The 22,665-nt window shown below is 73.8% G+C and carries 20 protein-coding genes, 1 pseudogene and 1 riboswitch; of the genes and pseudogenes, 8 read left to right on the top strand and 13 right to left on the bottom strand.

Translation table 11 applies throughout. The features are described from left to right. Positions 1 to 87: 87 nt before the first annotated feature. The 11 genes from AB0M79_RS36090 to AB0M79_RS36040 form a co-directional block, all read right to left on the bottom strand. The gene (locus tag AB0M79_RS36090) at positions 88 to 1,047 is read right to left on the bottom strand and encodes a glycosyltransferase family 2 protein (protein WP_364223260.1); all 960 of its coding nucleotides are present in this window, start codon (positions 1,045 to 1,047) and stop codon (positions 88 to 90) included. Next, positions 1,040 to 2,383 (bottom strand): oligosaccharide flippase family protein, encoded by a 1,344-nt coding sequence (locus AB0M79_RS36085; RefSeq protein ID WP_364223257.1) that lies wholly within the window; start codon positions 2,381 to 2,383, stop codon positions 1,040 to 1,042. Before AB0M79_RS36085 ends, AB0M79_RS36090 begins: the two co-directional genes overlap by 8 nt. Beyond that, on the bottom strand, positions 2,380 to 3,258 hold the full coding sequence (locus AB0M79_RS36080) for a hypothetical protein (RefSeq protein WP_364223255.1): 879 nt from the start codon (positions 3,256 to 3,258) through the stop codon (positions 2,380 to 2,382). The genes AB0M79_RS36085 and AB0M79_RS36080 overlap by 4 nt, the downstream gene beginning before the upstream one ends. Next, a complete protein-coding gene (locus tag AB0M79_RS36075) occupies positions 3,248 to 5,212 on the bottom strand; it encodes a hypothetical protein (RefSeq protein ID WP_364223252.1) in 1,965 nt (654 codons plus the stop codon). Before AB0M79_RS36075 ends, AB0M79_RS36080 begins: the two co-directional genes overlap by 11 nt. Further along, entirely contained in the window at positions 5,202 to 6,494 is a 1,293-nt protein-coding gene (locus AB0M79_RS36070) for a glycosyltransferase family 2 protein (protein WP_364223249.1), read from the bottom strand. The genes AB0M79_RS36075 and AB0M79_RS36070 overlap by 11 nt, the downstream gene beginning before the upstream one ends. After that, positions 6,491 to 7,663: a glycosyltransferase gene (locus tag AB0M79_RS36065; RefSeq protein WP_364223246.1), complete on the bottom strand. Its 1,173-nt coding sequence runs from the start codon at positions 7,661 to 7,663 to the stop codon at positions 6,491 to 6,493. The genes AB0M79_RS36070 and AB0M79_RS36065 overlap by 4 nt, the downstream gene beginning before the upstream one ends. A 2-nt stretch (positions 7,664 to 7,665) precedes the next feature. Next, positions 7,666 to 8,604, bottom strand: a complete 939-nt coding sequence (locus AB0M79_RS36060) for a glycosyltransferase family 2 protein (RefSeq protein WP_364223243.1) — start codon at positions 8,602 to 8,604, stop codon at positions 7,666 to 7,668. A 651-nt stretch (positions 8,605 to 9,255) separates the two neighbouring features. Continuing rightward, positions 9,256 to 10,320, bottom strand: a complete 1,065-nt coding sequence (locus AB0M79_RS36055; protein WP_364223240.1) for a hypothetical protein — start codon at positions 10,318 to 10,320, stop codon at positions 9,256 to 9,258. A 104-nt stretch (positions 10,321 to 10,424) separates the two neighbouring features. Continuing rightward, the gene (locus AB0M79_RS36050) at positions 10,425 to 12,056 is read right to left on the bottom strand and encodes a class E sortase (protein ID WP_364223237.1); all 1,632 of its coding nucleotides are present in this window, start codon (positions 12,054 to 12,056) and stop codon (positions 10,425 to 10,427) included. Continuing rightward, a complete protein-coding gene (locus tag AB0M79_RS36045; protein WP_364223234.1) occupies positions 12,053 to 13,132 on the bottom strand; it encodes a DUF916 domain-containing protein in 1,080 nt (359 codons plus the stop codon). Before AB0M79_RS36045 ends, AB0M79_RS36050 begins: the two co-directional genes overlap by 4 nt. A gap of 87 nt (positions 13,133 to 13,219) precedes the next feature. Further along, on the bottom strand, positions 13,220 to 14,440 hold the full coding sequence (locus AB0M79_RS36040) for a hypothetical protein (RefSeq protein WP_364223231.1): 1,221 nt from the start codon (positions 14,438 to 14,440) through the stop codon (positions 13,220 to 13,222). 151 nt (positions 14,441 to 14,591) lie between these two features. On the opposite strand from AB0M79_RS36040, the gene AB0M79_RS36035 reads away from it, so the two are divergent. The 4 genes from AB0M79_RS36035 to AB0M79_RS36020 all read left to right on the top strand — a co-directional run bounded on the left by AB0M79_RS36035 (position 14,592) and on the right by AB0M79_RS36020 (position 18,435). Further along, positions 14,592 to 15,605 carry an iron-siderophore ABC transporter substrate-binding protein gene (locus AB0M79_RS36035; protein ID WP_364223228.1) on the top strand — a complete coding sequence of 338 codons (1,014 nt, stop codon included), beginning with the start codon at positions 14,592 to 14,594 and terminating at the stop codon, positions 15,603 to 15,605. 38 nt (positions 15,606 to 15,643) lie between these two features. Continuing rightward, positions 15,644 to 16,219, top strand: a complete 576-nt coding sequence (locus tag AB0M79_RS36030; RefSeq protein ID WP_364223225.1) for a hypothetical protein — start codon at positions 15,644 to 15,646, stop codon at positions 16,217 to 16,219. Beyond that, the gene (locus AB0M79_RS36025) at positions 16,216 to 17,280 is read left to right on the top strand and encodes an iron chelate uptake ABC transporter family permease subunit (RefSeq protein WP_364223222.1); all 1,065 of its coding nucleotides are present in this window, start codon (positions 16,216 to 16,218) and stop codon (positions 17,278 to 17,280) included. The genes AB0M79_RS36030 and AB0M79_RS36025 overlap by 4 nt, the downstream gene beginning before the upstream one ends. A 126-nt stretch (positions 17,281 to 17,406) precedes the next feature. Beyond that, entirely contained in the window at positions 17,407 to 18,435 is a 1,029-nt protein-coding gene (locus tag AB0M79_RS36020; protein WP_364223266.1) for an iron chelate uptake ABC transporter family permease subunit, read from the top strand. A gap of 112 nt (positions 18,436 to 18,547) precedes the next feature. Here AB0M79_RS36020 and AB0M79_RS36015 read toward each other — a convergent pair whose 3' ends face one another. Continuing rightward, the gene (locus AB0M79_RS36015; protein WP_364223219.1) at positions 18,548 to 18,703 is read right to left on the bottom strand and encodes a hypothetical protein; all 156 of its coding nucleotides are present in this window, start codon (positions 18,701 to 18,703) and stop codon (positions 18,548 to 18,550) included. A gap of 99 nt (positions 18,704 to 18,802) precedes the next feature. Here AB0M79_RS36015 and AB0M79_RS36010 point away from each other — a divergent pair, with 99 nt between their 5' ends. Next, entirely contained in the window at positions 18,803 to 19,573 is a 771-nt protein-coding gene (locus tag AB0M79_RS36010) for an ABC transporter ATP-binding protein (protein WP_364223263.1), read from the top strand. 140 nt (positions 19,574 to 19,713) lie between these two features. On the opposite strand, the gene AB0M79_RS36005 is transcribed toward AB0M79_RS36010, so the two are convergent. Continuing rightward, the gene (locus tag AB0M79_RS36005; protein WP_364223216.1) at positions 19,714 to 19,875 is read right to left on the bottom strand and encodes an IS3 family transposase; all 162 of its coding nucleotides are present in this window, start codon (positions 19,873 to 19,875) and stop codon (positions 19,714 to 19,716) included. A 458-nt stretch (positions 19,876 to 20,333) separates the two neighbouring features. Between AB0M79_RS36005 and AB0M79_RS36000 the strand changes: the two genes are divergently transcribed. The 3 genes and pseudogenes from AB0M79_RS36000 to AB0M79_RS35990 all read left to right on the top strand — a co-directional run. Next, positions 20,334 to 20,771 carry a DoxX family protein gene (locus AB0M79_RS36000; protein WP_364223213.1) on the top strand — a complete coding sequence of 146 codons (438 nt, stop codon included), beginning with the start codon at positions 20,334 to 20,336 and terminating at the stop codon, positions 20,769 to 20,771. 84 nt (positions 20,772 to 20,855) lie between these two features. Beyond that, a riboswitch (ZMP/ZTP riboswitch) is annotated at positions 20,856 to 20,949 on the top strand. Positions 20,950 to 21,309: 360 nt separating this feature from the next. Beyond that, entirely contained in the window at positions 21,310 to 21,762 is a 453-nt protein-coding gene (locus AB0M79_RS35995; protein ID WP_364223210.1) for a hypothetical protein, read from the top strand. Positions 21,763 to 22,346: 584 nt separating this feature from the next. Continuing rightward, positions 22,347 to 22,458, top strand: a pseudogene (locus AB0M79_RS35990) (IS5/IS1182 family transposase); the annotation flags it as partial. Positions 22,459 to 22,665 lie beyond the last annotated feature (207 nt).

The raw sequence follows: 22,665 nt of genomic DNA, 5'->3' as shown, positions 1-22,665 counted from the left end.
AGTTCGTCCGACATCACCCAGCGCTAGCCGGGTTCCGGTGGCTTCCGGTCGACGATCCGGCCGGGAGCCACCGGTGGCGGTGCCGGTTCAGCCGAGCAGCTTCTGGGCCAGCGCGCCGAGTCGCCAGCGCAGTCCGGCCGGGGTGGTCATCAGCAGGGTGAACATGCTGATCGCCGGCAGTCCGGGCCGGCCTTGCCGAAGTGCCGTACCGGCGATGCGCAGCGCGTCGCGGCGGGCGCCGTGCGCGGCGGCGATCGGGGCGCTGACGGTCAGCAGGAAGTCGCCGTACGCCCGGCGGCTCAGCCCGGCCGAGCGGGCGAAGGCCACGCTGTCCCACCAGCCCTTGCCCGGCGACCCGGCCGAGGTGCCCGGCCGGTTGAGGCGGTAGCGCAGCAGCGGTCGTTCGACGACGCTGACCCGGGCGTCGGCGCGCCGGTCGGCGCGCAGCAGCCACTCCCAGTCCTCGTGCAGGTCGAGGCCGGCGTCCAGCGGCTCGGCGCGCAGCAGGTCGCGGGGGGCGAGGATCGACGAGGAGCCGCCGAGCGCGGTCCGCTGGCGCAGCGACGTACGACGGAACAGCCGGTCGGCGAGCCCACCGGCCGGGCGTCGGGTCGCGGCGCCGGCGGCCGGCACGAACAGCACCTTGCCGTCGGCGTCGACGTCCACGCAGAGCGAGATCACCACCGGGTACGGCACCTCGGCGCGCTCGGCCCGCCACCGCCCGACCTGGACCTCCAGCTTCTCCGGCAGCCATTCGTCGTCGTCGTCGAGGAAGGCGACCAGGGTGCCGGTGGCCGCTTCGACGCCGGTCGTGCGGGTCGCGGTCGGGCCGCCGTCGCCGGCGACGAGGCAGCGTACGGGCCGGTCCGGCCAGGCGTCGCGCCACGGTGTGGGGTCGGCGGCCGGGGCGGTGCCGTCGAAGGCGACCAGGATCTCGTGCGGCGGGCGGGTCTGCGCGAGCGCGCTGTCGACGGCGCGGCGCAGGCTGGGCCGGCCCACGGTCGGGATGACGACGCTGACCGTGGGCGCGTCGGCGCCGTCAGCCATCGCCGGTCACCCCGTGGCCGCGCCGCCACGGGCCGGCGAAGCCGGCGGCGCGGGCCACCCGTGGCCACATCAGCAGACCCTGGACGAGGTTGGCGACCAACAGGCCAACGGCCACCCCGGTCACCCCGTAGCGGGCGCCGGCCACGCCGGCCAGGATCTCGGCCGCCGACCCGGCGACGGTCGCGGTCGCGGCGAGCCGCAGCCGGCCCTGGACCCGGCACACCGCGATGAACAGCGCCTTGACCGCCGACGGCAGCGACACCGCGAACAGCACCACGAGGGCGGGGGCGGCCAGCGCGTACGCCGGCCCGAGCAGCCCGAGCAGCCAGCCGCCGAGCAGCAGCGAGCCGGCCACCCCGGCGGCGGTGACCAGCAGCGACACCCGCAGCGCGACGAGCAGTTCGCGGCGCAGCCGGCCGTGGTCGTGGGCGGAGACGGCGAACAGCGCGGTCGACAGGTGCACCCCGATCGCCCAGGCGAACGAGGCGATCTGCAACGCCATGTAGAACCCGGCGTTGTGCACCGGGTGCAGTACGGCCACGACCACCATCGGCAGCACCAGCGACGGGGCGTGCGCGGAGACGTTGATGGCGTGGTGGCCGGCCGCCTGGGCGCCGAGGCCGCGTAGCACGGTCGGCGGGGCCGGCGGCCGTAGCCACCGCGACGGCCGGGAGCTGCGCGACAGCACGGCGACCACCGACAGCACCGAGCCGAGCAGCCAGGCCAGGTAGATCATGCTGGTGGACAGGCCGGCGAGCGCGGCCGCGACCGGCAGCAGTGCCAGCTTCGCCACCGCGAAGACGGTGTTGCGCAGCAGTTGCCGGGCCGGCAGCCGGGCGCCGACCAGCGCCAGGTCGAGTACGGCGGTCGCGGCGTGCGCGGCACAGCCGAGCGCGAAGACGAGAATCCCGGGCACGCTGCCGAACAGCGGCCCGCCACGGCCGAGCACCGGCCCGATCACGACGGCGACGCCCAGCGACAGCACCAGCCCGACGGTGGCACTGACCGCGAGCGACGCGCTGACCACCCGGGTCGTCGTCTCGGGGCGCTTGGCGAGTTCGGAGATGAGCAGGCTGCCGAGCCCGAGGGTGCAGAACGAGCCGAGCAACTGCATCGCCGAGATGGCGGCGGCGGCCGAGCCGACCTCGGCGGGGGAGGCGAGCCGGGCGGCGACCGCCCAGAACGCGAAGCCGAGGCCGGCGGTGACGATGGTGGAGCCGTAGAGGGCGGCCGCCGACCGCAGCACCGAACTGGACCGCAGTACGGCACTCGACCGCAGCAGCGCGCCGATCCGCCCGGTCCGGGCCGGCGGTGCCTGCGGCGGGCTGGCCGTCACAGCACCGCCGCCCGTACCTCGCGGTGTCCGGCGGCGGTCGGCGTGCCGCCGTACACCCGGATCTCCAGCGTGCCAGCGGTGGTCACCGTGATCCGGTCCGACCAGGTCCGGCCGGCGGGCACGGTCACCGTCCGTTCGACCGGTTCGGTGCCGGGCGCGGTGACCACCAGCCGGTACGGCACCGGCGTGCCCTCACGGTTGGTGACGCTGACCGTGAAGCTGCGCGGGTCGGACGGCTCGGGAACCAGGCCGACCTGGGTGAAGCTCTCGGCGGCGGTGACACGTTCACTGTGGACGGAGACGGTGACGGCGGTGGCCGCGGCGGCGGCGCAGAACACGGCGACGGCCGCGACCGGGACGTATCGCCGCCACGGCCTTCCGGCGCCGGCCCGCGGCGGCGTACCCGGCGCCGGCCCGTCCGGGCCCGAACCGGCCGCCGGGGCCGGTTCGTCGCCGGCGGGCCGGCCGGGCACCGGACGGATGGTGCGGGCCACCAGGTCGGCGCCGGCGAGCGCGACGGTGAGCCCGCCGAGCAGCCAGCCGACGCCGGCGGTGGAGGCGGCCGTGCCGGTCGCCTCCAGCAGCAGTACGGCACCCAGCGCGACCGCGAACGACAGCGCGACCCCGACCGTCGCCGCCTGCCAGCGCGGCATCCTGGCCCGGACCAGCCGCAGGACCAGCAGCCCGGGTACGGCGAACGTCAGCAGCAGCCCGGCCGGCACCCGCAGCACCGGCGCGCCGGCCAGCGTGCCGGCGGCGAACAGCGCGCACAGCGCCAGGACGGCCACGAAGACCCGCAGGTCGGCGACTGCGGGGCGACCTGCGCCGGCCCACCGAGGGTCGGCGGCGGGCGCGGTGCGGCGGCTACCAGGCATAGCGGGAGTTGGACAGGTCGTACACGCGGATGGTCCCGTCGTCGAAGACGATGCCGGTGCCCTGCGTCGTGTCGAACTTGGTCAGCGACGCGGCGGGGAACGGCCCACTGGTGTCGGTGCCGCCCTCGGGCGGGTCGCCGATGAAGAACGTGCCCCGGGCCGGCGGGGCGAGGGTGATCCGGCGGTCGACGACGACGTACCGGATCTCCAGGTCCTGGACCATGGAGCGGTCGCCCCAGTCGAACTCCGGGCGGTAGAACATCGGCGCCGGGCTGTTGACCGGGTCGAGGCCGCCGATGGTGCCGAGTACGGTCTGGTTGCCGAAGTCGGAGATGAACCGGCCGCCGGCCGGCAGGTGTTCCCGGCTCCACCAGCCGAGTTGGAGCGTGTGCGCGTCGACGGCGGCCTCGTAGCCGGCCGCGTGGTACGTCCCGGGCAGCCGCAGCCAGCTCGGCGGCCACCCGGCGGTGATCCCGCCGACGAAGAGCACCAACAGCGCGGCCGCGGCTCCGGCGAGCCAGACCCGGCCGCGTCGGACCGCCGCCGGCAGCCGGTGCAGGCCGAGCCCGAGTACGGCGGCGACCACCAGCGTTACGTACGCCGGGGAACGGCCGGCCAGTTCCTCGCCACGGGGACTGACCACCCGGATGATCACGATGAGCGCCTCCAGACCGGCGACGCCGATCAGCAGCACCGCGAGCCAGCGTTCCCGGCGCCGCCACGACCGCAGCCCGAGCAGTCCGGCGGCCCCGGCCAGCACCAGGATCGCAGCCAGCGAGAAGGCGGTCTCGACCAGCGGCTTGCTCGACGCGGCCCCAGCCACCTGGCCGGACTCCACCGCCCCGAACTGGGTGAACGTCTCACCGAGGGCGAGCAGCGGGCCGCCGAGATAACCCACGGTGTCCGGGGCGACCAGCGCCACCCAGGCGACCGACAGGGCAACCGAGCCGGCGGCGAGCGCGCCGAGCGCGGCGGCGGACCGGCGTACCGGCCGGACCAGGGCGGCCGACACCGCGATCGTGGCCAGCAGGACCAGGCACACCACCATCGTCAGGTGGTGGGTGACCAGTACACCGCCGGCGCACACCAGGCCGAGCGCCACTCGCCCGACCGGTCGCCGCGGGTCGCGCAGCAGGCTGACGGCCTGGGCCAGGGCCAGCACCAGCAGCGGCAGGGCCGGGGTGGTGTAGAGGTACATCGACGTGAAGAAGCCGTGGTTGGGGTTGCACAGGTAGACCAGGGTGACCAGGGCGACGACGTCCCAGCGCGGGGTCATCTGGCGGACCAGCAGGAGCACGGCGGCGGTGAGCAGCATCGTGCTGAGCCCGCACACGACCAGGGCGGCCGGGAAGAACGACAGGCCGGTGGTCTTCATGACGACCACGGTCAGGATCTCCAGGCCGGGGAAGACCGGGCTGATCGGTAGGCTGTGGTTGGTAGGGAAGAGCCGGCCGCTGTCCAGCATGCCGAGCGTGGTCTGCCAGTGCTGCAACTCGTCGGCGAACTTCACGTGCACCGGCGAGTACGCGACCTTGATCAGGAACTGGGCGGCGGTGAAGCCGAACAGCGCGCCGGTCCGCCCGGCCGGGCTGATCCGGGGCAGCAGGCAGGCCGCGCCGGCCGCGCTGACGAGCAGGAGCTGTCCGGCCCAGTACCCGCCCATCGCCCACGACGCCTGCGAGCGGCCGCCGGCGAACGCGGCGGCGACCAGCAGCAGCGCGACGCCACACAGTGCCGGTGCCCAGCGGGCCGGCCGGGCGGTCGCGGGACCGTCCGGCGCGGCGTTGTCCGGCGTGGCGGTCTTGTCCGGGTCGCCGTCCGGCCCGGCCGCATCGGTGCCGGCGGCCGGACCGGACCCGGCCGTGCCGGCCTCGGCCGTCCCGGCGTCGGCCGGCGGGGATCCGGCCGGTTCCTCGTGCGGGCGGTCGAGCAGGCGCTGCCGGTCACTTGGCACGGCGGCGGCCCCGCGCGGTGGACCGTACGTATCGCCAGGGCCCCACCAGCATCCCCTTCAGGTTCGTTGACATGAGTTCGGGCGGCATCCCGTCACGGACGCCGACGTTGCGCAGGCTGTCGCCGTCGCGTACGTCGCGCAGCGCCCGGGGCAGCAGCGCGACGAGCCGGGGGAGCAGCCGGGGCCGGTGCCACACCAGCGCGGTGTAGAAGGCGGTCAGCGCCACGCCGTACCCGCGCATCTGCGCGACGAGCTGCGGGTACTCGCGGCGGTGGTAGTGCCGGACCAGCGCCGCCGGGTGGTAGACCAGGGTCCGGCCGGCCAGCAGCAGTCGGGTCAGGACCATGGTGTCCTCGCCGCCCTCGGCGGGCGTGCCGGCACCGAGCGCCGGGTCGAAGCCGCCGACCGCGACGAGCGCCTCGCGCCGGAACGCCATGTTGGCGCCGACTCCGAACGGTGGCAGCGGATAGAGCGGGCTCTGCGCCATCTCCCCGGGGACGAAGACGTCGGGCACGAAGCCACGGCCCTTGCTGTGCCCGCCGAACGCCTCGTACCAGTCCTGGGCCGGGGTCTCGATCTCGCCGGGCACCACCAGCCCGGACAGGCCGGCGGCGGCGGGTAGTTCCAGGAACGCCCGGGCCACCTCGGTCAGCCAGTACCGGTCGGCGACCTCGTCGTCGTCGATCCAGGCCACGAGTTCGGTGTCCACCTCGGACAATGCTCGGTTGCGGGCGCGGGACAGGCCGGGGGCGGGCTCGACGACGTACCGCACGCCCGTGAACTCGGCGACGACGTCGCGGGTGGCGCCGCCGGTCGGGGCGTTGTCGACGACCAGCACCGTGGCTCGCGGGTAGTCCTGCGTGACCAGGCTGGCCAGGCAGCGGCGCAGCGCGTCGGGGCGGTCGCGGGTGCAGACGACGGCGGTGACCGCAGCGCCGTCGCGGCGGGCCCGCTCCCGGGCGGCGAGCACGGCGGCGCCGTCGGCGGTCACCGGCAGCCCGGCCCGCAGCCGGTCGGCGTCGGACGGGTCGAGGGCGCCGGACAGGTGGTCGGCCAGAGCGGCGCCGAGCGTGGCCGGGGGCAGCCCGCCGGCCGGCAGCGGCAGCACCGGCATGCCCAGCGGTACGCCGTGCCGCCGCACGACCAGCCAGGCCCGGCCGCGGCGTACGCCGCCGGTGTCGGCGGGCAGGTGCGGCAGCGGCCGGGTCAGTTCGACGTCGCGTACGAGATCGGGGGTGCGGGCGGTGGCCAGGACGGACGCCGTGGCGGTGGTGGTGGTCACGAGGGCTTCCCGATCGGGTCGAGGCGCGATCTGGCCGTGCCGAACAGTTCCAGGTAGCCGTCGACGACGTCGTCCCAGGAGCGGACGTCGACGAACCGTTGCCCGCGTCGGCTGGTGGCGTCGAGCAGGGCGGCGGCCAGCGCGGCCGGGTCTCGGGGCGGGACGAGGATCGCGCCCTCGTAGCCGTGGGCGGCCTCGCGCAGCCCGCCGACGTCGGTCACCACGACCGGCAGGCCGGTGCCCATCGCGACGTGCAGCGGCCCGGACGACGACGACCGTCGGTACGGCAGCGCGACGACGTCGGCCTCGGCGAAGAACCGCCCGACCTCGGCGTCTGTGACGTACCGGTTGACGACGGTGATCCGGTCGCGGTGTCGGGACCGGGCGACCGCGGCCAGTGGGGCGTCCCAGCCCTCCCAGGTCTCGCCGACGATGGTCAGCCGCAGCCTCGCCGCCTGCCCGTCGTCGAGCGAGTCGAAGGCGGCGACCAGGTCCTCCAGCCCCTTGTACGGCCGGATCACCCCGAAGAACAGCACGTTGGTGACGTCGGGTTCGGCCCGCCGGGCCGGCGGCGCGGCGTGGTGGTCGTACGGCCCGTGCGGGACCACGACGTGCGGGGCATCGCCGAGCGGGTAGTTCGCCAGCAGCAGGTTCCGGTCGTATCCGCTGTGGATGACGTGGCCGTCGGTGTTGCGGAGCAGCAGCCGCATCAGGACCCGGGTGTAGGCGCGGACCCCGGGGACGCGTACCTCGCCGGTGTCCTGGACCTCGTGCCACTCGATCAGCACCTTTGCGCCGCGCCGCTTCGCGGTGAAGGCCAGCAGCAGGTAGGAGTGCAGCACCGCGGCGGTCCACCACTGGAGCACCACCAGGTCGGGCCGCTGCCGGCGGACGAACCGCAGCGAGCGCGGCAGCGACGGGCCCCAGTACCAGTCGAGGCCGTCGTGGACCGGCACCGACGCGTCGTACGCGAGGTCGTGCATGCGTACGCCGACCCGGCGCCGTCCGGGATAGAGCAGCCGGGGGATGAGCCGGCGCATGAGCAGCACGCTGGTAGGGGTCCGGGTGGCCAGCGCGTTCGCCGCCCGGCAGGTGTAGTAGCTGATGCCGGAGGTGAAGCGGAAGCCGGAGCCGACGACGAGTACCCGCGGCCGGGAGGTGTCACCCATGGTCAGGCCGCGGCCTCGTCCGCGCCGGCCGGGGTCATCACCTCGGGGCGGCGGGGGGCCGGGACCCGGGCTGGCTCGGACCGCCGTACGACGGCCGCGCCGGGCCCGGGCCGCTCCACGACGGCGCCCACGGCCGGGCCGCCGGCGGCCGTGCCCCGGGTGTGGCCGGCGTCGCCCGCGCCCTTCCGGGTGGCGGCCCGGCGGCTCCGGCGGGCGGCGCGCCACTCGGTGAGGATGGTCCGCAGCACCCGCAGCCCGTCGCGGGGGGCGCTGAGGTTGCTGACGCCGTGGATGCGGGACAGTTCCACGCTCGGCACCTCGTGCACGGCGAGGCCGGCGACCGCGATCCGACAGTTGATCACGGTCTCGATCTCGAAGCCGTCGCCCCACGACATCTGGTCGCCGACCGGTTCCGGGCGGGGCAGGTCGAGCCGGGGCAGCACGTCGCGCCAGAAGGCGTTGTAGCCGTAGCACAGGTCGCTGTAGCGGGTTCGGAAGAGCCGGTTGGTGAACCAGGTCAGGCCGCGGTTGCCCAGGCCGCGCAGCACCGTGATGTCCTCGCTGCCGCCGCCGGCCATGGTGCGGCTGCCCTTGGCGAAGTCGGCGCCGGTGACGAGGGCGGCGACGAACCGCGGGATCTCGTCCGGGTCGGCCGAGCCGTCGGCGTCGAACATGACCACGACGTCACCGGTCGCCTCGGCGAACCCACAGGCCAGCGCGTTTCCCTTGCCACGGCGGGTCTGTTGCACGAGCCGGGCGGCCGGCAGCACGCGGGCTACCGTGCCGGCGGTGTCGTCGACCGAGTGGCCGTCGACGACGATGACCTCGTGCACCGGGGGCAGCTTGGGCAGCACCTCGGCCAGGTTGCGCGATTCGTTGCGCGCGGGTACGACGACGGTGACGGTCGGATGGCTGGTCGGGCGTGGACGCAGCGGCTGCACTCAAACCTCCCGGGGCGGGTTCCGCAGCGGAGTCTCAGGTCAGGTCTTGCCGGCCCGGCGGGTCGGGTGCGATCCCGCCGTACGTGCCCGCGTCGAGTGGAGCCATCGGCGGATTAGGCGAGGCTAGCCTAATTTCGTTTCGATGATGCTACACCGATCGATCGGGTTGGTCGGCGGCGGTGGGGGCGGGCTGCCCGGCGTCGTCTGGACGGCCGGCGGGCGCGGTGGTCGTGCCGGTGTCGGTGGTCGTGCGCGGTGTGGCAGTGCGTGGCGTCGGAGTGGCGCGTCGGAGAGCGCGGCGTCGGGGGTGCGGGCCCGGGGCCGGCTAGCCGCGGTCGCCCGGTGGGGTGCCGGTCCTGGCCCGCCACAGCCGCCGCCACCAGCGGTCGGGGCGGTAGCGCGGGCATTCCCGTGGGCCGCAGATCCCGCAGTCCGAGCCGGGCCGGAAGTGGGTGTGTGCGGCGTGCGGGTGCCCGCAGGCGCAGAGCCTCAAGCGTGGTCCTCCGGCAACGGTCCGATCGGCACCCGAAGCCTATACGGGTACCCCGTCGCCTGCGGCGCCCCGGCCCGTACGTCCTTGGACGGGCCGGGGTCGCTGGCTCCCGCAGATCCCGCCGGGCAGGGACGCCCCCGGTCGGAACCCGCGACGGCTCAGCTCTCGTCGACGAGGAAGACCGAACCCTCGGTCTGGCTGCTGGAGTAGACCCGGCCCGACCGCGGGTTGACGGTGATGCCCAGGGCTGCCGGCCGGACCCGCAGGCGGCGTACCTGCTGGGTGTTGCTGTCCACCACGGTCACCGCGCCTTTGCCCTCGAAGATGGTGACGTAGATCTTGTTGGTCGCCGGGTTCACCTCGACGCCGGTCGGGCTGCCCCCGACGTACGCCTTGCCCACGATGCCGTTGCTGGCGCCGTCGATCACGGTCAGCGTCTCGCTGGTGTAGTTCGAGACGTAGATCTTGTTGGTGACGGGGTTGACCGAGATGCCCAGCGCGTACCGGTCGACCGGGATGGTCGCCGTGATCGCGTTGGTGGCACCGTCGATCACGGTCACCGAGCTGTCCGTGCCGCGCCGGTTGGCGTTGGAGACGTAGACCTTGTTGGTGACCGGGTTGACCGCGACCTTCGCCGGCTCGATCGGGCCGATCTCGACGACCGCCTCGACGGTCAGGCTGGCGCCGTCGAGTACGGCCACCTTGCCCTGGTTGGTCAGGGTCACGTAGAGCTTGTTGGTGTTCGGGTTGACCGCGAGTCCGCGCGGCTCGCCGCCGTCGACCTCGGTGGAGCCGATCACCCGGTTGGTGTGGCCGTCGATGGCGTAGACCTTGCGGGTGAAGACCTGGTCGCCGGCGTACACGATGTTGGTCTCGTGGTTGGCGGCCAGTCCGAAGGCGCTGCCCTCGCCGAGGTCGATTTCGCCCTTGACCCGGCGGGCCTCGGCGTCGACCACGACGACCCGGTGCCGGGGGGTACGGCTGGAGGTGTCGGTCCAGGGGTTGGCGACGTAGACGTTGCCGAGGCTGGGCAGGTTGGCCAGCTCGTAGATCCACGAGCCGTCGGTGACGGCCTGGACCAGGTTGCTGTAGCCCCACCAGCCGGCCGCGGCGGCGGGGTTGGCGCCGGCGGCCACGCCGGTGACCGTGGTGGCGGCGATGGCGCCGGCACCGGCGAGCAGGGTGCGTCGGTTCAGCCCGCGCTGGCCGGAATCGCTCGACATGCGGACTCCTCTCGGGAGGTTAGTTGTCGATCTTACCGAGATGAAATTAGCTAAGCCTAACCTAAATAGCAATGGTGGATCGTGTGGCGCAATTCGCAGGATGCTCACTCGTCCAGCGCCGCCGGCCGGCCACTGTCCGCTTTGGACATCGATTCGGCCAGTGTGGAGAACAGCACGTACCGCAGCTTCGACGAGTAGCGCGGGTGGCAGGCGGTCATCGTCATCATCGCCTCGGTCGCGGCCACCCCCGGCCGCTCCGGCACCTCCGCCACCACGTCCACCCGGTCCGGGGTGACGATCACGTGCCGTTCGACCCGGTAGACGTACCAGGCACCGACGGTCTCCACCACGATCGCATCGCCGGCCGTCAGCCGGTCGATGTCGTTGAACGGCTCACCGGCCGGTCCCCGGTGCCCGGCGACCGAGAAGTTGCCGACCCGGCCCGGCAGCGCCGACCCGGGATAGTGCCCCGGTCCCTTGCGCAGGTCGGCGGTGCCCACCCCCTGCACGATCGTGTACCTCGCCCGCCAGCGCGGCACGTGCATGACGGCGAGCGGCTCGCCGGCCGGCGGCTCCACGAGCGCCTCGTCCAGGCTGGTCCGTACCGTCTCGCCGGGACGGGGCGGTGTCTCGCCGGGGCGGGGCGGCCCCGGATCGGCCCACCGCTCGTCGACCCGCTCGGCCAGCTCGCGCTGGGCGGCGGCGGTCTCCCGGCCCGGCAACAGAGTCTGTCCGGCCAGGACGACCGCGCACCCCACGCCGAGCGCGATCAGCCCGACCCCGGCCAGTCGCAGCCCGCCGGGCCGCCGGTGCCGCCCGCCGCCGGCCGGGTCCGGCCGCGCCGCGTCGTACGCCGGGTCCGACTCCGCCCCGCCCGGCCGGGCCCGCAGCCGCCGGGCCAGCACCACGCCGCAGACCACGAGCGGCAGTACGACCGGCAGCAGCCATGGCCAGTTGGACGTGTGCGTGGTGAACGTGACCGGGGCGTCCAACCCGTCGATCCGGCCGGTCACCGGATAGCGGCCGACCGCCGGCGCGCCGATGGTCACCGGCACCTCGACCACCCGGCGTTCGTCGGCGGCCAGGTCGGGGACCGGGACCGGAGGTGGCGCGCCGCCGGTGCCGGCCGCACGGCCCAGGTCCAGGGTGAGCACCAGGTCGCGCAGCGGCGTCCCGGAGTGGTTGCGCAGGTCCAGCCGCAGGGTCCGCTCGGCCGGCCCGCCGAGCAGGCCGGGCAGCGTCCACCGCTCGTCGAGGCGGGCGGCGACGAGTTCCACGGTCCGGGGTCCGTCCGCCTGGCCGGCGGGACCGGAGACCGTGGCCGAGTCCGGTACGTCGACCACGGTCAGCGCCGCGGTGCCGGTCCGGTCGCCGGTGGCGGTCACCGCCCGAACCACGCAGGGGCAGCCGACGGGCGGCGGGGTGAGCCGCAGTGGCACCCGGGTCGTACCGGCGTCCGGGACCGTAGCGGCGGCGGCCGTGGCGACCGCACAGTCGGCCGAGCCCTGCCGGGCCTCGTTGCCGCACAGTGCCACGGTGACCACGCCGGGTGGCCAGCCGGTCAGCTCCACCGTGACGGTCTGGTCCAGCCGGGCGGCGGCCGGCGTCACCGTCACCGCCGGATCGGCCCGGGCCGGCGTCGGCCAGGCCAGGGCCGCGACGAGTACGGCGAGCCCGGCGAGGCCCCGACCGGCCCGCCGGTGACGCCGGGCGCCGGTGTCCGGTCCGCCGGTCACGGCTTCGCCGCCGTGGTGCCGGCGGTCCGGGTGCGCCGCCGGCCGCCGGGCGTACCGGGCCGCCGGGTCCGCCGGCGCCACAGCAACCAGCCGGTGCCGGCGGCCAAGACCGGGACGAGCAGGTACCACCAGGACAGCGCCCAGGCCGCCGCGCTCGACGAGGCCGCCGCGCCCGGGTCGGGAGCCACCGACACCGCCGCCGACAGCCGCAGCGCGGCGGGCTGGCCGGACAGCGTCACGGTGCGCCGGAGCACGCCGCCGGGCAGCAGCTCGGGCAGCGGATCCAGGGTGGACGAGTCGACCGGCAGCCCGAACAGCCCCTCGACCCGTACGGCCTGGGTCGGTGCCGTGCGGGTGTTGCCGGTGTTGCGCACGGTGTAGGTCAGGGTCAGCTCTCCGGTTCCGGGGTGCCAGCCGGGGGAGTACGCCGCCTTCAGGTCGTCGACCCGCAGCGACGGCCGCAGCGGGCCGTTGACCCGCAGGTAGACCCGGGATCCGACGCGCTGCTCCAACCGGGTGGCGTGGCCGCGCGCGTCGGCGCTGCTGCTGGTGACCGAGGCGACGATCCCGCCGGCGTGGTCGCCCGGGGTGGCGTTGGCCGGCACGGTCAGCGTGAACGGGATGTCGGCGCGGGACCGGGCCGGCACGGTCACCGTGGTCTGGGCCAGCCGGATCCAGCCGCCGACGTCGGTCGGCGGCCGGTCGGCGGGCAGCAGGTCGAAGCCGCCGGAGGTCGTGTTGTACGCGTCGCTGCCGTAGACGGTGAGTGTGACCGGCGCGGTGCCGAGGTTGGTGACGCCGACGTGGTCGGTGACGGTGCCGCCGGGGGCCAGGTCGTAGCTGAAGAACGGCCGGTTGCCGGGGCCGCCGCGCCCGGACGGCTGCACCGACCAGGCGGCGGCCGGTGCGGCGGTGTCCGGATCGGCGGTGGCGCCGGGCGTCGGGGCGGGGCTCGGGGCGGGGGCGGCCCCGGCCGGGCCGGCCAGCGGACCGGCGACCGCGGCCAGGGCGACCGCGGCGGCGAGCACGCGGGCGGCGCAGCCGCGTACGGCGCCGCGGCGGGGGTGGGCGTCCACTGCGTACATCCTGGTCCTGGTGGGGTCGGGGCGGGCGTTCGGGCGCGCGGCCGGGGCGGGACCGTCCGCCCCGGCCGTGGCCGCCCGTCAGATGACGGTCAGCGTGAGTGTCGCGGTGTACGAGCCGGGCACCGTGCTGGTCGGCAGGCGCAGGGTGAGGTCGGCCCCGAGGGTCGCCGTGCCCCGGCCCTGTCCGGCCGTCGCGGTGGCCAGCGGTGCGGCGGTCTTCAGTCCGGTGCCGGGCGCCACGGCCGCGCCGGCCGTGACGGTCTGGCCCTGCGACGTGGTGACCACCTTCGGTGTCCAGCCGAGGAACTTCCCGTCGACGGTGCCCTTGTCGCCGGTGAAGTCACCGATCTGGCCGGAGACGCTCCATCCAGGATCGAGGGCCCGCAGGTCGCTCACCGTGACCGTGGGCAGCACTCCGGTGGCGACGAGCGCGTCGAGTTCGGGCGAAACCTGCGGGGTGGACAGTGCCACCGCGCCGGTGCTCACCCGGATCGCCAGCGCCCCGGTGTCGGTCACCGCCGTACTGATGGTGACGGTGGCCGAGGCGGCGCCGGGGTCCGGCCCCGCGGCGACCGTGAACGGCACCGCGACGCTGGCCCCGCCGGGGGCGAGGAAGTTCAGCGTGTGGGCGCCGGGAGTGGTGTCCGCGGGCACGGGCACCGGCTTCGCCGTGAAGGAACCGTCGGCGCCGCTCTCGAAGGTGGTCAGGGTGGCCGCCCGGTCGAGTTTGACCGTGACGGTGACCGAGGCCGGGAAGTGCACCCCGGACGCCGACAGGGCCGCCCCGGCCGCCACGGTCGCGTTCGCCAGCGTCACCGCGGGGGTCCGCGACTCGGCCACCTCGAAGAACTCGGTGTGCAGGCTGCGTACCTCGTCGCCGGCCTGGCCGGAGCCGGTCAGCATGCGCAGCCAGTGGCGGGGGCCGGTGAGTCCGGCGGGGATGGTGACGGTGCCGGAGATCTCGCCGGTGGTCGCGGTGGCGGTCACCTCGGCGAAGACGTCGCCGCCGTCGGGCAGCCGGACCGCCCCGTCGTCGATCTTGACGAGGACGACCGAGCCGGAGCCGTCGGCGTTGACGAATCCGGTGCCGGTGAACGAGATCGTTCCGCCGGGGGCGACTGTGGTCGCTCCGATCGCGACCGTCGCGCCCTTGGGGTTGTCCGGCCGCGGGTCGGCGGCGTACGCGGGGTTCGCCGCCGCGAGCACGGTCAGCCCGAGCGCCGCGGCGGACAGCCCGGCGAGTACGCGCGGGCCCGTCCGGGCGCCGGTGACCGCGCGAAGTGTCGATGTCAGTCGCATGCCCTTCCTTTCGGGGATGGGTGTCATCCAGCGGGACAAGAAAGGTTAGGCTTCCCTTGCTGGCATGATCGCAGGTTAGGCTAACCTAATGTTGCGCGGTGACGACAGGGGTCCCGCCGACCACGACCAGACAGATCCGGGAGGCCGAACGGTGGAACGCCGCGGGACGCGCCGCACACGCACGGCAGGAGTCGTCGCCGGAGCACTGCTGACACTGCTCGCCGCCACGGCCTGCCAGTCGACCGAACCGTCCACCCCGGATGGCTCCCGGACCGTCACCGACGGCAAGGGTGCCCAGGTCACCGTGCCCGCCGACCCCACCCGGGTCATCGCCCTGAGCGAACCCACCCTCGACGGGGCGCTCGCCCTCGGGTTGACCGTCGTCGGCACCACCAGCGGGCGCGGGCAGGGCGCCGTCTCGGCGTACCTCGCCGACAAGGCCGCCGGTATCCCCGTCGTCGCCTCGGTCGCCGGACCCAACCTCGAACAGATCCTCACCCTGACCCCGGACCTCATCCTCACCGACGGCACGGTCAGCGCGGACGACTCCGTACTGGACAAGCTCGCCGGTATCGCCCCGACCGTCTACATCAGCCCCACCGGCGCCGACTGGCAGACCGCCTTCACCACGCTGGGTGACGTCGTCAACCGCGCCGCCGAGACCGAACAGGTCCTCGCCGGCTACCGCGGCCGGGTCGACGAAATCAAAGCCGGGCTCGGCCCGAACACCGGGGCCACCGTCAGCATCGTCCGCTGGGGACTCGGCCAGCCGTCGGTGCTGCTGCGCGAACTCCCGCCCAGCAAAGTCCTCGCCGACCTCGGCCTGCGCCGCCCACCCGCCCAGGACCGCGACGGCCCCGGCCACTCCCAGCCGGTCAGCCGGGAGAACCTCGACCAACTCGACGCCGACTGGATGTTCTTCGGCACCCTTGGCGGCGCCACCAGCCCTGAAGGGGGCAACACCGGATCCGCCGCCGACGTTGGCCGCGCCGCCAGCGCCGCCATGCTCGACAACGCCGTACAGACCCCCGGGTTCACCGCGCTGCGCGCCTACCGCGACCAGCGGATCGTGCCCGTCGACGGATCCGCCTGGACCAGCGCCGGCGGGCCGTTGGCCGCCACCGTCATCCTCACCGACGTCGCCGGGGCGATGACGGCCGGCTGACCCCCGCCCGCCCCACCCCTTCCGGAAAGAAAGAGACCATGAGCCGTACCCCGTTCCGCCTCGCCGGCGGCGTGCTTGCCGTGCTGTGCGCCGTACTCGTTGCCCGGCCGGCCGCCGCCGAGCCCCGCCCGTCCAACCCGCAGGGCGCCACCGTCTCGCTGGCCGCCACCACCGTCGCCGCCGGGCAGGCGATCCGCTTCACCGGCACCGGCTTCGTCAACGAGGGCGGCCGGGGCCAGATCGTCACCATCAAGCTCGACGACGTCGACATCCTCGGCGACGTCACCGCCAGCGACAGCGGCGCCATCTCCGGGGCGGTGACCATCCCCGCCGGCACCCCGGCCGGCAGCCACTGGCTGCGGTTCCTCGCCGGCTCCGGCGCCGAGAACGACGGCCCGGCCCGCAGCCTCGCCACCGACCAGTTCACCGTCACCGCCGGTGGCGGCACCACCGCCAGCCCCACCCCACAGGTGCCCGGCGGCGAGCTGCCCAAGACCGGCGTCGACTCCGCCGGCTGGCTCGCCGGCGCCCTGATCCTGCCCGCCGCCGGCCTCGTCCTGCTCGTCGTCGAACGGCGCCGCCGCCAGCGGGCCGCCACCGCGGACCCCCGGTGACCACGGCCCGCCTCGGCGGGCCGACCGCGAAGGCACCCGGCGCCACCGGCCCCGCCCGGACCGGTGGCGCCGGACCACGCCGGATCACCGGACTGCTGGCCGGTGTCGCCGTCCTCGCGGCCGTCATGCTGGCCAGCGTCGCCATCGGCGCCCGCCCGGTGCCGCCCGCCGCCGTCTGGGACGCACTCACCGCGCACGACGGCTCGCCCGACGCCGTCGCCGTACGCGACCTGCGGCTACCCCGTACCCTGCTCGGGGTCGCCGTCGGTGTCGCTCTCGGCCTGGCCGGCGCCCTCATGCAGGCGCTGACCCGCAACCCGCTCGCCGACCCCGGCATCCTCGGCGTCAACGCCGGCGCGGCCGCCGCGATCGTCACCGCGCTGAGCCTGCTCGGCCTGTCCCACCCCGGGGTGTACGTCTGGTTCGGACTGCTCGGCGCCGCCGGCGCGTTCGCCCTGGTCTACCTGCTCGGCGCCCGGGGCGGCAGCGCCTCCCCGGCCCGGCTGGCCGTCGCCGGCACCGCCGTGGCCGCCGCCCTGGCCGCCTTCACCTCCGCCGTCGTCCTGTTCGACGCCGGCGCCTTCGACGAGTTCCGCTTCTGGGCCGTCGGCTCGATCGCCGACCGCGACCTGTCGGTGCTGTGGCAGGTCGGCCCCCTGATCGCAGCCGGTGCCCTGCTCGCCGCCACCCTCGGCCGGGGACTCAACGCCATCGCCCTCGGCGACGACACCGGCCGGGCTCTCGGTGCCCGTCCCGGCACCGTACGCGGCCTCGCCGCGCTGGCCGCGGTGATCCTGGCCGCCGGGGCGACCGCCGCGGCCGGCCCGATCGGCTTCGTCGGTCTGGCCGTACCGCACGCCGCCCGCGCGATCACCGGTCCCGACCAGCGCTGGGTGCTGGCGTACTCGGCGGTCCTCGCCCCAATCCTGCTGCTCGCCGCCGACGTCACCGGCCGGCTGCTCGCCCGACCCGGCGAGTTGGAAGCCGGCGTGGTCACCGCCATGGTCGGCGCGCCGGTGTTCATCGCCCTGGTCCGTCGGGTGCGGATCGCCCGCCTCTGACGCCGCCCACGACTGGAGCCGATCGTGACCGCCGACCCCACCGCCGTCGCCCCCGCCGGTCCCGCTGGCGGGCTGCCCACCGGTCCGGCCGGCCCCGGTGCCGGCAAGGGGCGCGGTGGCCGCCCGGTGCTGGTACTGCGGCTGGCCGGCATGTCGCTGCGGATCGCGCCGCGCCCGGTCGTCGTCGGCCTGGCCCTGGTCGCGGTCATCCTGGCCGCCGCCGTCGCCAGCCTCACCATCGGCGACTATCCACTGTCGGCGGTCGACGTCGTCCGCACCCTGCTCGGCGCCGGTACGCCAGCGAGCGAGTTCGCGGTGACCACGCTGCGGCTGCCGCGGGTACTGACCGCCCTCGCCGTCGGGGCCGCCTTCGGGATCGCCGGTTCGGTCTTCCAGAGCCTGTCCCGCAACCCGCTGGGCAGCCCAGACATCATCGGCTTCACCACGGGCTCGGCGACTGGCGCGCTGGTCGGCGTGATCCTGCTCGGCGGCGGCACGGCCGTCGTCGCCGGCGGAGCCGTCGCCGGTGGCCTGGTCGTCGCCGTCCTAGTCTACCTGCTCGCCTTCCAGCGCGGCTCGGCCCGTCCCCACCAGCTGGTGCTGGTCGGCATCGGGATGAGCGCGGTCCTTGCCGCCGCCAACGGCTACCTGCTCACCCGGGCCCGGCTGGGCGACGCCATGACCGCTGCGGTCTGGCTCACCGGCAGCCTCAACGGGCGTGGCTGGGAGCACGCCGTACCCGTCGGCTCCGCCCTCGCCGCCCTGCTGCCGCTCACCGTGCTGCTCGCCCGGTCGCTGGACGCCCTCGCCCTCGGCGACGACATCGCCGGCGGGCTCGGCGTGCGGGTCGAACGAGCCCGGCTCGCCCTGCTGTTCGTGGCCGTCGCGCTGACCGCCGTCGGCACCGCCTCGGCCGGGCCGGTGCCGTTCGTGGCCCTGGCGGCCCCGCAGATCGCCCGCCGGCTGACCCGCTCACCGGGGACGAACCTGCTCCCCGCCGCGCTGACCGGAGCGGCCCTGCTCGCCCTGGCCGACCTCGGCGCCCAGCGGCTGTTGGCCCCGCTGCAGTTGCCCGTCGGGGTCCTCACCGGCGCCCTCGGAGGTGTCTACCTGGTGTGGCTGCTCGCCGGCCGGACCCGCTCCGCCCGCGTCTAGGGCGTGTCCTGGCGATCATGGGAGCCAGATGATGGCGGCGATGCGCTTCTTGTAGGTCGCCCGGTCGCAGTTCGGCGTACACGGCCCGCGTCAGTGCCGGTCGGGATTCGGGTCACCCTGGTCCGGGTCGCCGCCCCTGCCGCGACCGGCGCCGATCCCGATCCCGAACGCCAGCCCAGGCCATGCCGATCGCCAGGTTCTCCATGACGATGCCGATCACGACGCCGAACAGCATCGCGCTGGCGCGGGAACCACCCTTGCCGTCCATGAGGGCCTCCGTCCGGCAGGTACTTATGTTAGGCTCACCAAACTTCGATGTGGAGGGTTCGATCCGGTGACAGCATCTCCGCGGCTCTACGGGAAGAACCTGACCCTGGCCTACGACCGGCGCACGGTTGCCGCGCATCTCGACATCGACATCCCCGACGCCTCGTTCACCGTCATCGTCGGCCCTAACGCCTGCGGCAAGTCGACCCTGCTCCGCGCCCTCGCCCGGATGCTGCGCCCCCGCACCGGCGGCGTCCACCTCGACGGCCGGCTCATCACCACGTACCCGTCGAAGGAGGTCGCCCGCCGCCTCGGCCTGCTCCCCCAGAGTTCCGTCGCCCCTGACGGCATCACCGTCGCCGACCTCGTCAACCGCGGTCGGTACCCGCACCAGAACCTGCTGCGCCAGTGGTCCCGCGAAGACGAGCGCGTCGTCGCCGAGTCGATGGCCGCCACCGGCGTCACCGACCTCGCCGACCGCCCCGTTGACGAACTCTCCGGCGGCCAGCGCCAACGGGTCTGGCTCGCCATGGCCCTTGCCCAGGAGACCGAGATTCTGCTCCTCGACGAGCCGACCACGTACCTCGACATCACCCACCAGATCGAGGTACTCGACCTCTGCGCCGAACTCCAGGAGACCGGTCGCACCCTGGTCGCCGTGCTCCACGACCTCAACCAGGCCTGCCGGTACGCCACCCACCTCATCGCAATGCGCGACGGACGGGTCGTCGCCCAGGGCGCGCCGACCGACATCGTTGACGCCGGCCTCGTCCGGGCCGTCTTCGACCTGCCCTGCCGGATCATCCCCGACCCGGAGACCGGCAGCCCTCTCGTCGTACCGGCCGCCCGCCAGCGCCTCACCGCCGCCTGACGGCGCCCCGAGCCAGCCTGCGGGCGGCGAACCGACACGGCTTTGAACCAAGATCAAGACCCAAAGTGGCGCTTGAGTGCGAGTGGCATCAATCCGAGGCATCCCTGGAGTGAGTGGGCAGCCCAAGCGCCGAGTCTTCGTCACGTTCTGACATATCCCACCTCGAGGTGGTGTTGTGAACCGCCCGTGGTGTACCCGGCCGCCCGATACCCCTGCCTGCGCAGCTCATGCCACACCTTGCGGGCACCGTAGACACCGAGGTTCCCGGCGTGGACAGCGCGGATGAGCCGGGTCAACTCCACATCCCGGAAACCCGGCGCGTCGAGACAGGTCGTGACCGGGCCGCCCAGTAACCGCTTGGGGCGATCTGCGGCCCGTGCTGATGCAGTAACCAGCAGATCAGCTCGACCCTTAAACGGCCCGATGCTCGTCGATGAACCTCACGAGCCTGTCGTTGGAGGTTGAGCTCGGCCGCGAAGAGAAACCGACGCCGCCTTGAGGAGCAGTTCGACCCGATCCTGGTCGGACCCGCTGGCCGGCGCACTCGCCGCCTTGCTCACCACCACAGCCCGGCCGGCGTCAGCCCTTGAACACGTGCTCACGTCGCCTCGGTGAGTGTGCCCGATCCGACGTCCGCGGGACACCTCGGTCCCGACCGCCACCCGAAAAGAAAACAATGGATGTTTACGTGCAGGACATGGCTGTGCGAGTTAGGTAAGGCTACCCTGTCATTCTAGTTGGAATCCTGGAAGGATCACGCATGACGTCCAACCGCTTCGCCGCACCCGTCTGGTCACTGTTCCGGGTCGTGATCGGCCTTCTCTTCGCCTGCCACGGGGCCGCGACCGTGCTGGGCATCTTCGGCGGCGCCCGGGGCACCGGCCAGGCCGTCGAGGTGGGCACCTGGCCGAACTGGTGGGCCGGGCTGATTCAGCTCGTCTGCGGTGTACTGGTGCTGCTCGGGTTCGCCACCCGGCCGGCCGCCGTGCTCAGTTCCGGTTCGATGGCGTACGCCTACTTCGTCGTGCACCAGCCGACCGACCTGCTGCCCATCGAGAACGGCGGAGTGACACCCGCCCTTTACGCGTGGGCGTTCCTGGTCATCGCCGTGCTCGGTGCCGGGCCGTGGTCGGTGGACGCGCTGCTCGGCCGGCGCGGTGGCCGGACCACCGCAGAGCCCGTACCCGCTGGCGGCTGACGACCCCACACCAGCGGCCGGGCCTGACCAACCCGGCCGTACCCGGACACGGCGACGGCGTCCGGCGACGGTTCGGTGAGGTCTTCCCTGGGCCGTGACTGGCGTGCTGGGATGGGCACAAAACCATCGGGGAGCGGCCCCGTCACCACGACGAATGCCGAGCGCCTGGGCCCTCAACCGCTACCGGAGGTGCCATGTCGTCGCTCAACGCCGAGTCCACCGCCTACCGCAGCATCGAGGCGATTGCCGCCGAACGCCCGTGAGCTCTTCGGCGCCCCGCACGCGTACGTACAGCCGCGCCCCGGCATCGACGCCAATCTCTTGATGAAGAACCATCAGCGGCCGGGATAGGCGCCGGACGGGTCCATCCAGTCCCACTGGTGTGCCACACCGGCATGCGCGACGGACGCGGCCGAAAGCGAGTAGCCGCCTGATCCGAACGCGTTGATCAACGTGTAGGTGGCGTAGGTGCCGCCGCTCCACGTCCGGTAGCTCGCGCCGTCGCTGACCGGCCACCCTTCCGGTCGGAACCGCTGGCGTGCTGGACAACGCTTTGGCGAACCGGCTGGGGTATATCGGCGAGATCACCGACGCGACCGTGGATCCCCCCCCCCGCGGCATTTCTCGCTCCGCGCTGATCGTCGTGTTCGGTGCGGGGCTCGTCGGCGGGTTGATCACCTACGCGGCCACCGCTGTCACTCGCCGTTCCATCGGGGATCCGGAAGCGATCGCCTACGCACTCGGGGCTGGGTTTCTTGGCATCGGTGCGGGGTTTGCGTGGCTCGCCGCCGGGTGGCCAATGGTAGAGCCCGGAGACGGGAACGTGTTCGGGGCGTTCATCCGTTACGGCAACATCTGGGTACCTCTCGTCATCATCGGCACAGGCGCCCTTTGCCTGTTCGTGTGGTGGGTCCACCCGGAAAACGGCGAGCAGCGGAACAAGAGCACGGCACCGGGACCGCCGAACGCCGCGAGCGAAGATCCGGCCTGAGCACGAAACACAGGGATGTCTGCGCAGCACGGCGGACGGTACCTACGTAGCAAGGTCGCCCAATCCGTTCTGCCGGGCGGCCCCGCCTGCTTCTGGTCAGGCCGTCTCGATGGGCCAGCTGTTGGCGGCGTCGTTATCGGGAATCAGTTGAATCATTTGGATCCGCAGCGCCCGCAGAAGCGGTACGCCTCGGTCTGCTCCCAGTCGGGTGTCTCGCACGCCTGGTAGGCGTAGCAGTCGATCGCTTTCAAGACCTCCACGGTCTGGCGAGGGCTGGACGGGCCGTGGTGTAGACCTTCGAGCTCCTACCCGCGGGTCTCCATCAAGGAGCAGGCCACCCGCTAGGGCCACCATCGGCGGCACCCCACCACAGCTGTCATCGGCTACCTCAACGTGCGGACCAGCGACGCCAAGGGCCGCGAGGCGCGGGGCGTCGAGCTCGACCGGAGCGGGCCGCTCTGATCCGTTTCGTGTTCACCGCCTACGCCACCGGCGACTGATCCTTCTCCTTTCTTGCCCGCGAAACTCAATGCCTGTGGGCCGACCACGAGGCCGACGCCGTCGCAGCCGGCAAACGGATGGACCAGGCCGGCGACAATCCTCAACTGCTGCCGCTGCTGGATGCCGTTGGTGTGAACGCGGCCGGCCCCGGGGCGGCCCCGCACACGTCTGGACGTACTGATCCCGAACAAGGGATAGCCCACGACCGTACCCGTCAAACGGACTGAAATGCGTTGACAGTGGCACTGGCGGGGGCGCCTACTTACTGCCCATCGGCGCACCGTCGCGCCGGCCCGGCGTGAGCTGTCAGGGCCGGCGGGCGGGCAATCGACGGCAGTGAAGGGCAAAGGATGATGGCGGACCCGGGCATGGACGTGTTGACCTGGAAAGAGTTCGGCGAGG

Source organism: Polymorphospora sp. NPDC051019 (genome assembly GCF_040683055.1).
Taxonomy (GTDB): domain Bacteria; phylum Actinomycetota; class Actinomycetes; order Mycobacteriales; family Micromonosporaceae; genus Polymorphospora; species Polymorphospora lycopeni.
Note: the sequence above shows the minus strand (reverse complement) of the source record. Positions and strands in the feature narration are given on the sequence as shown.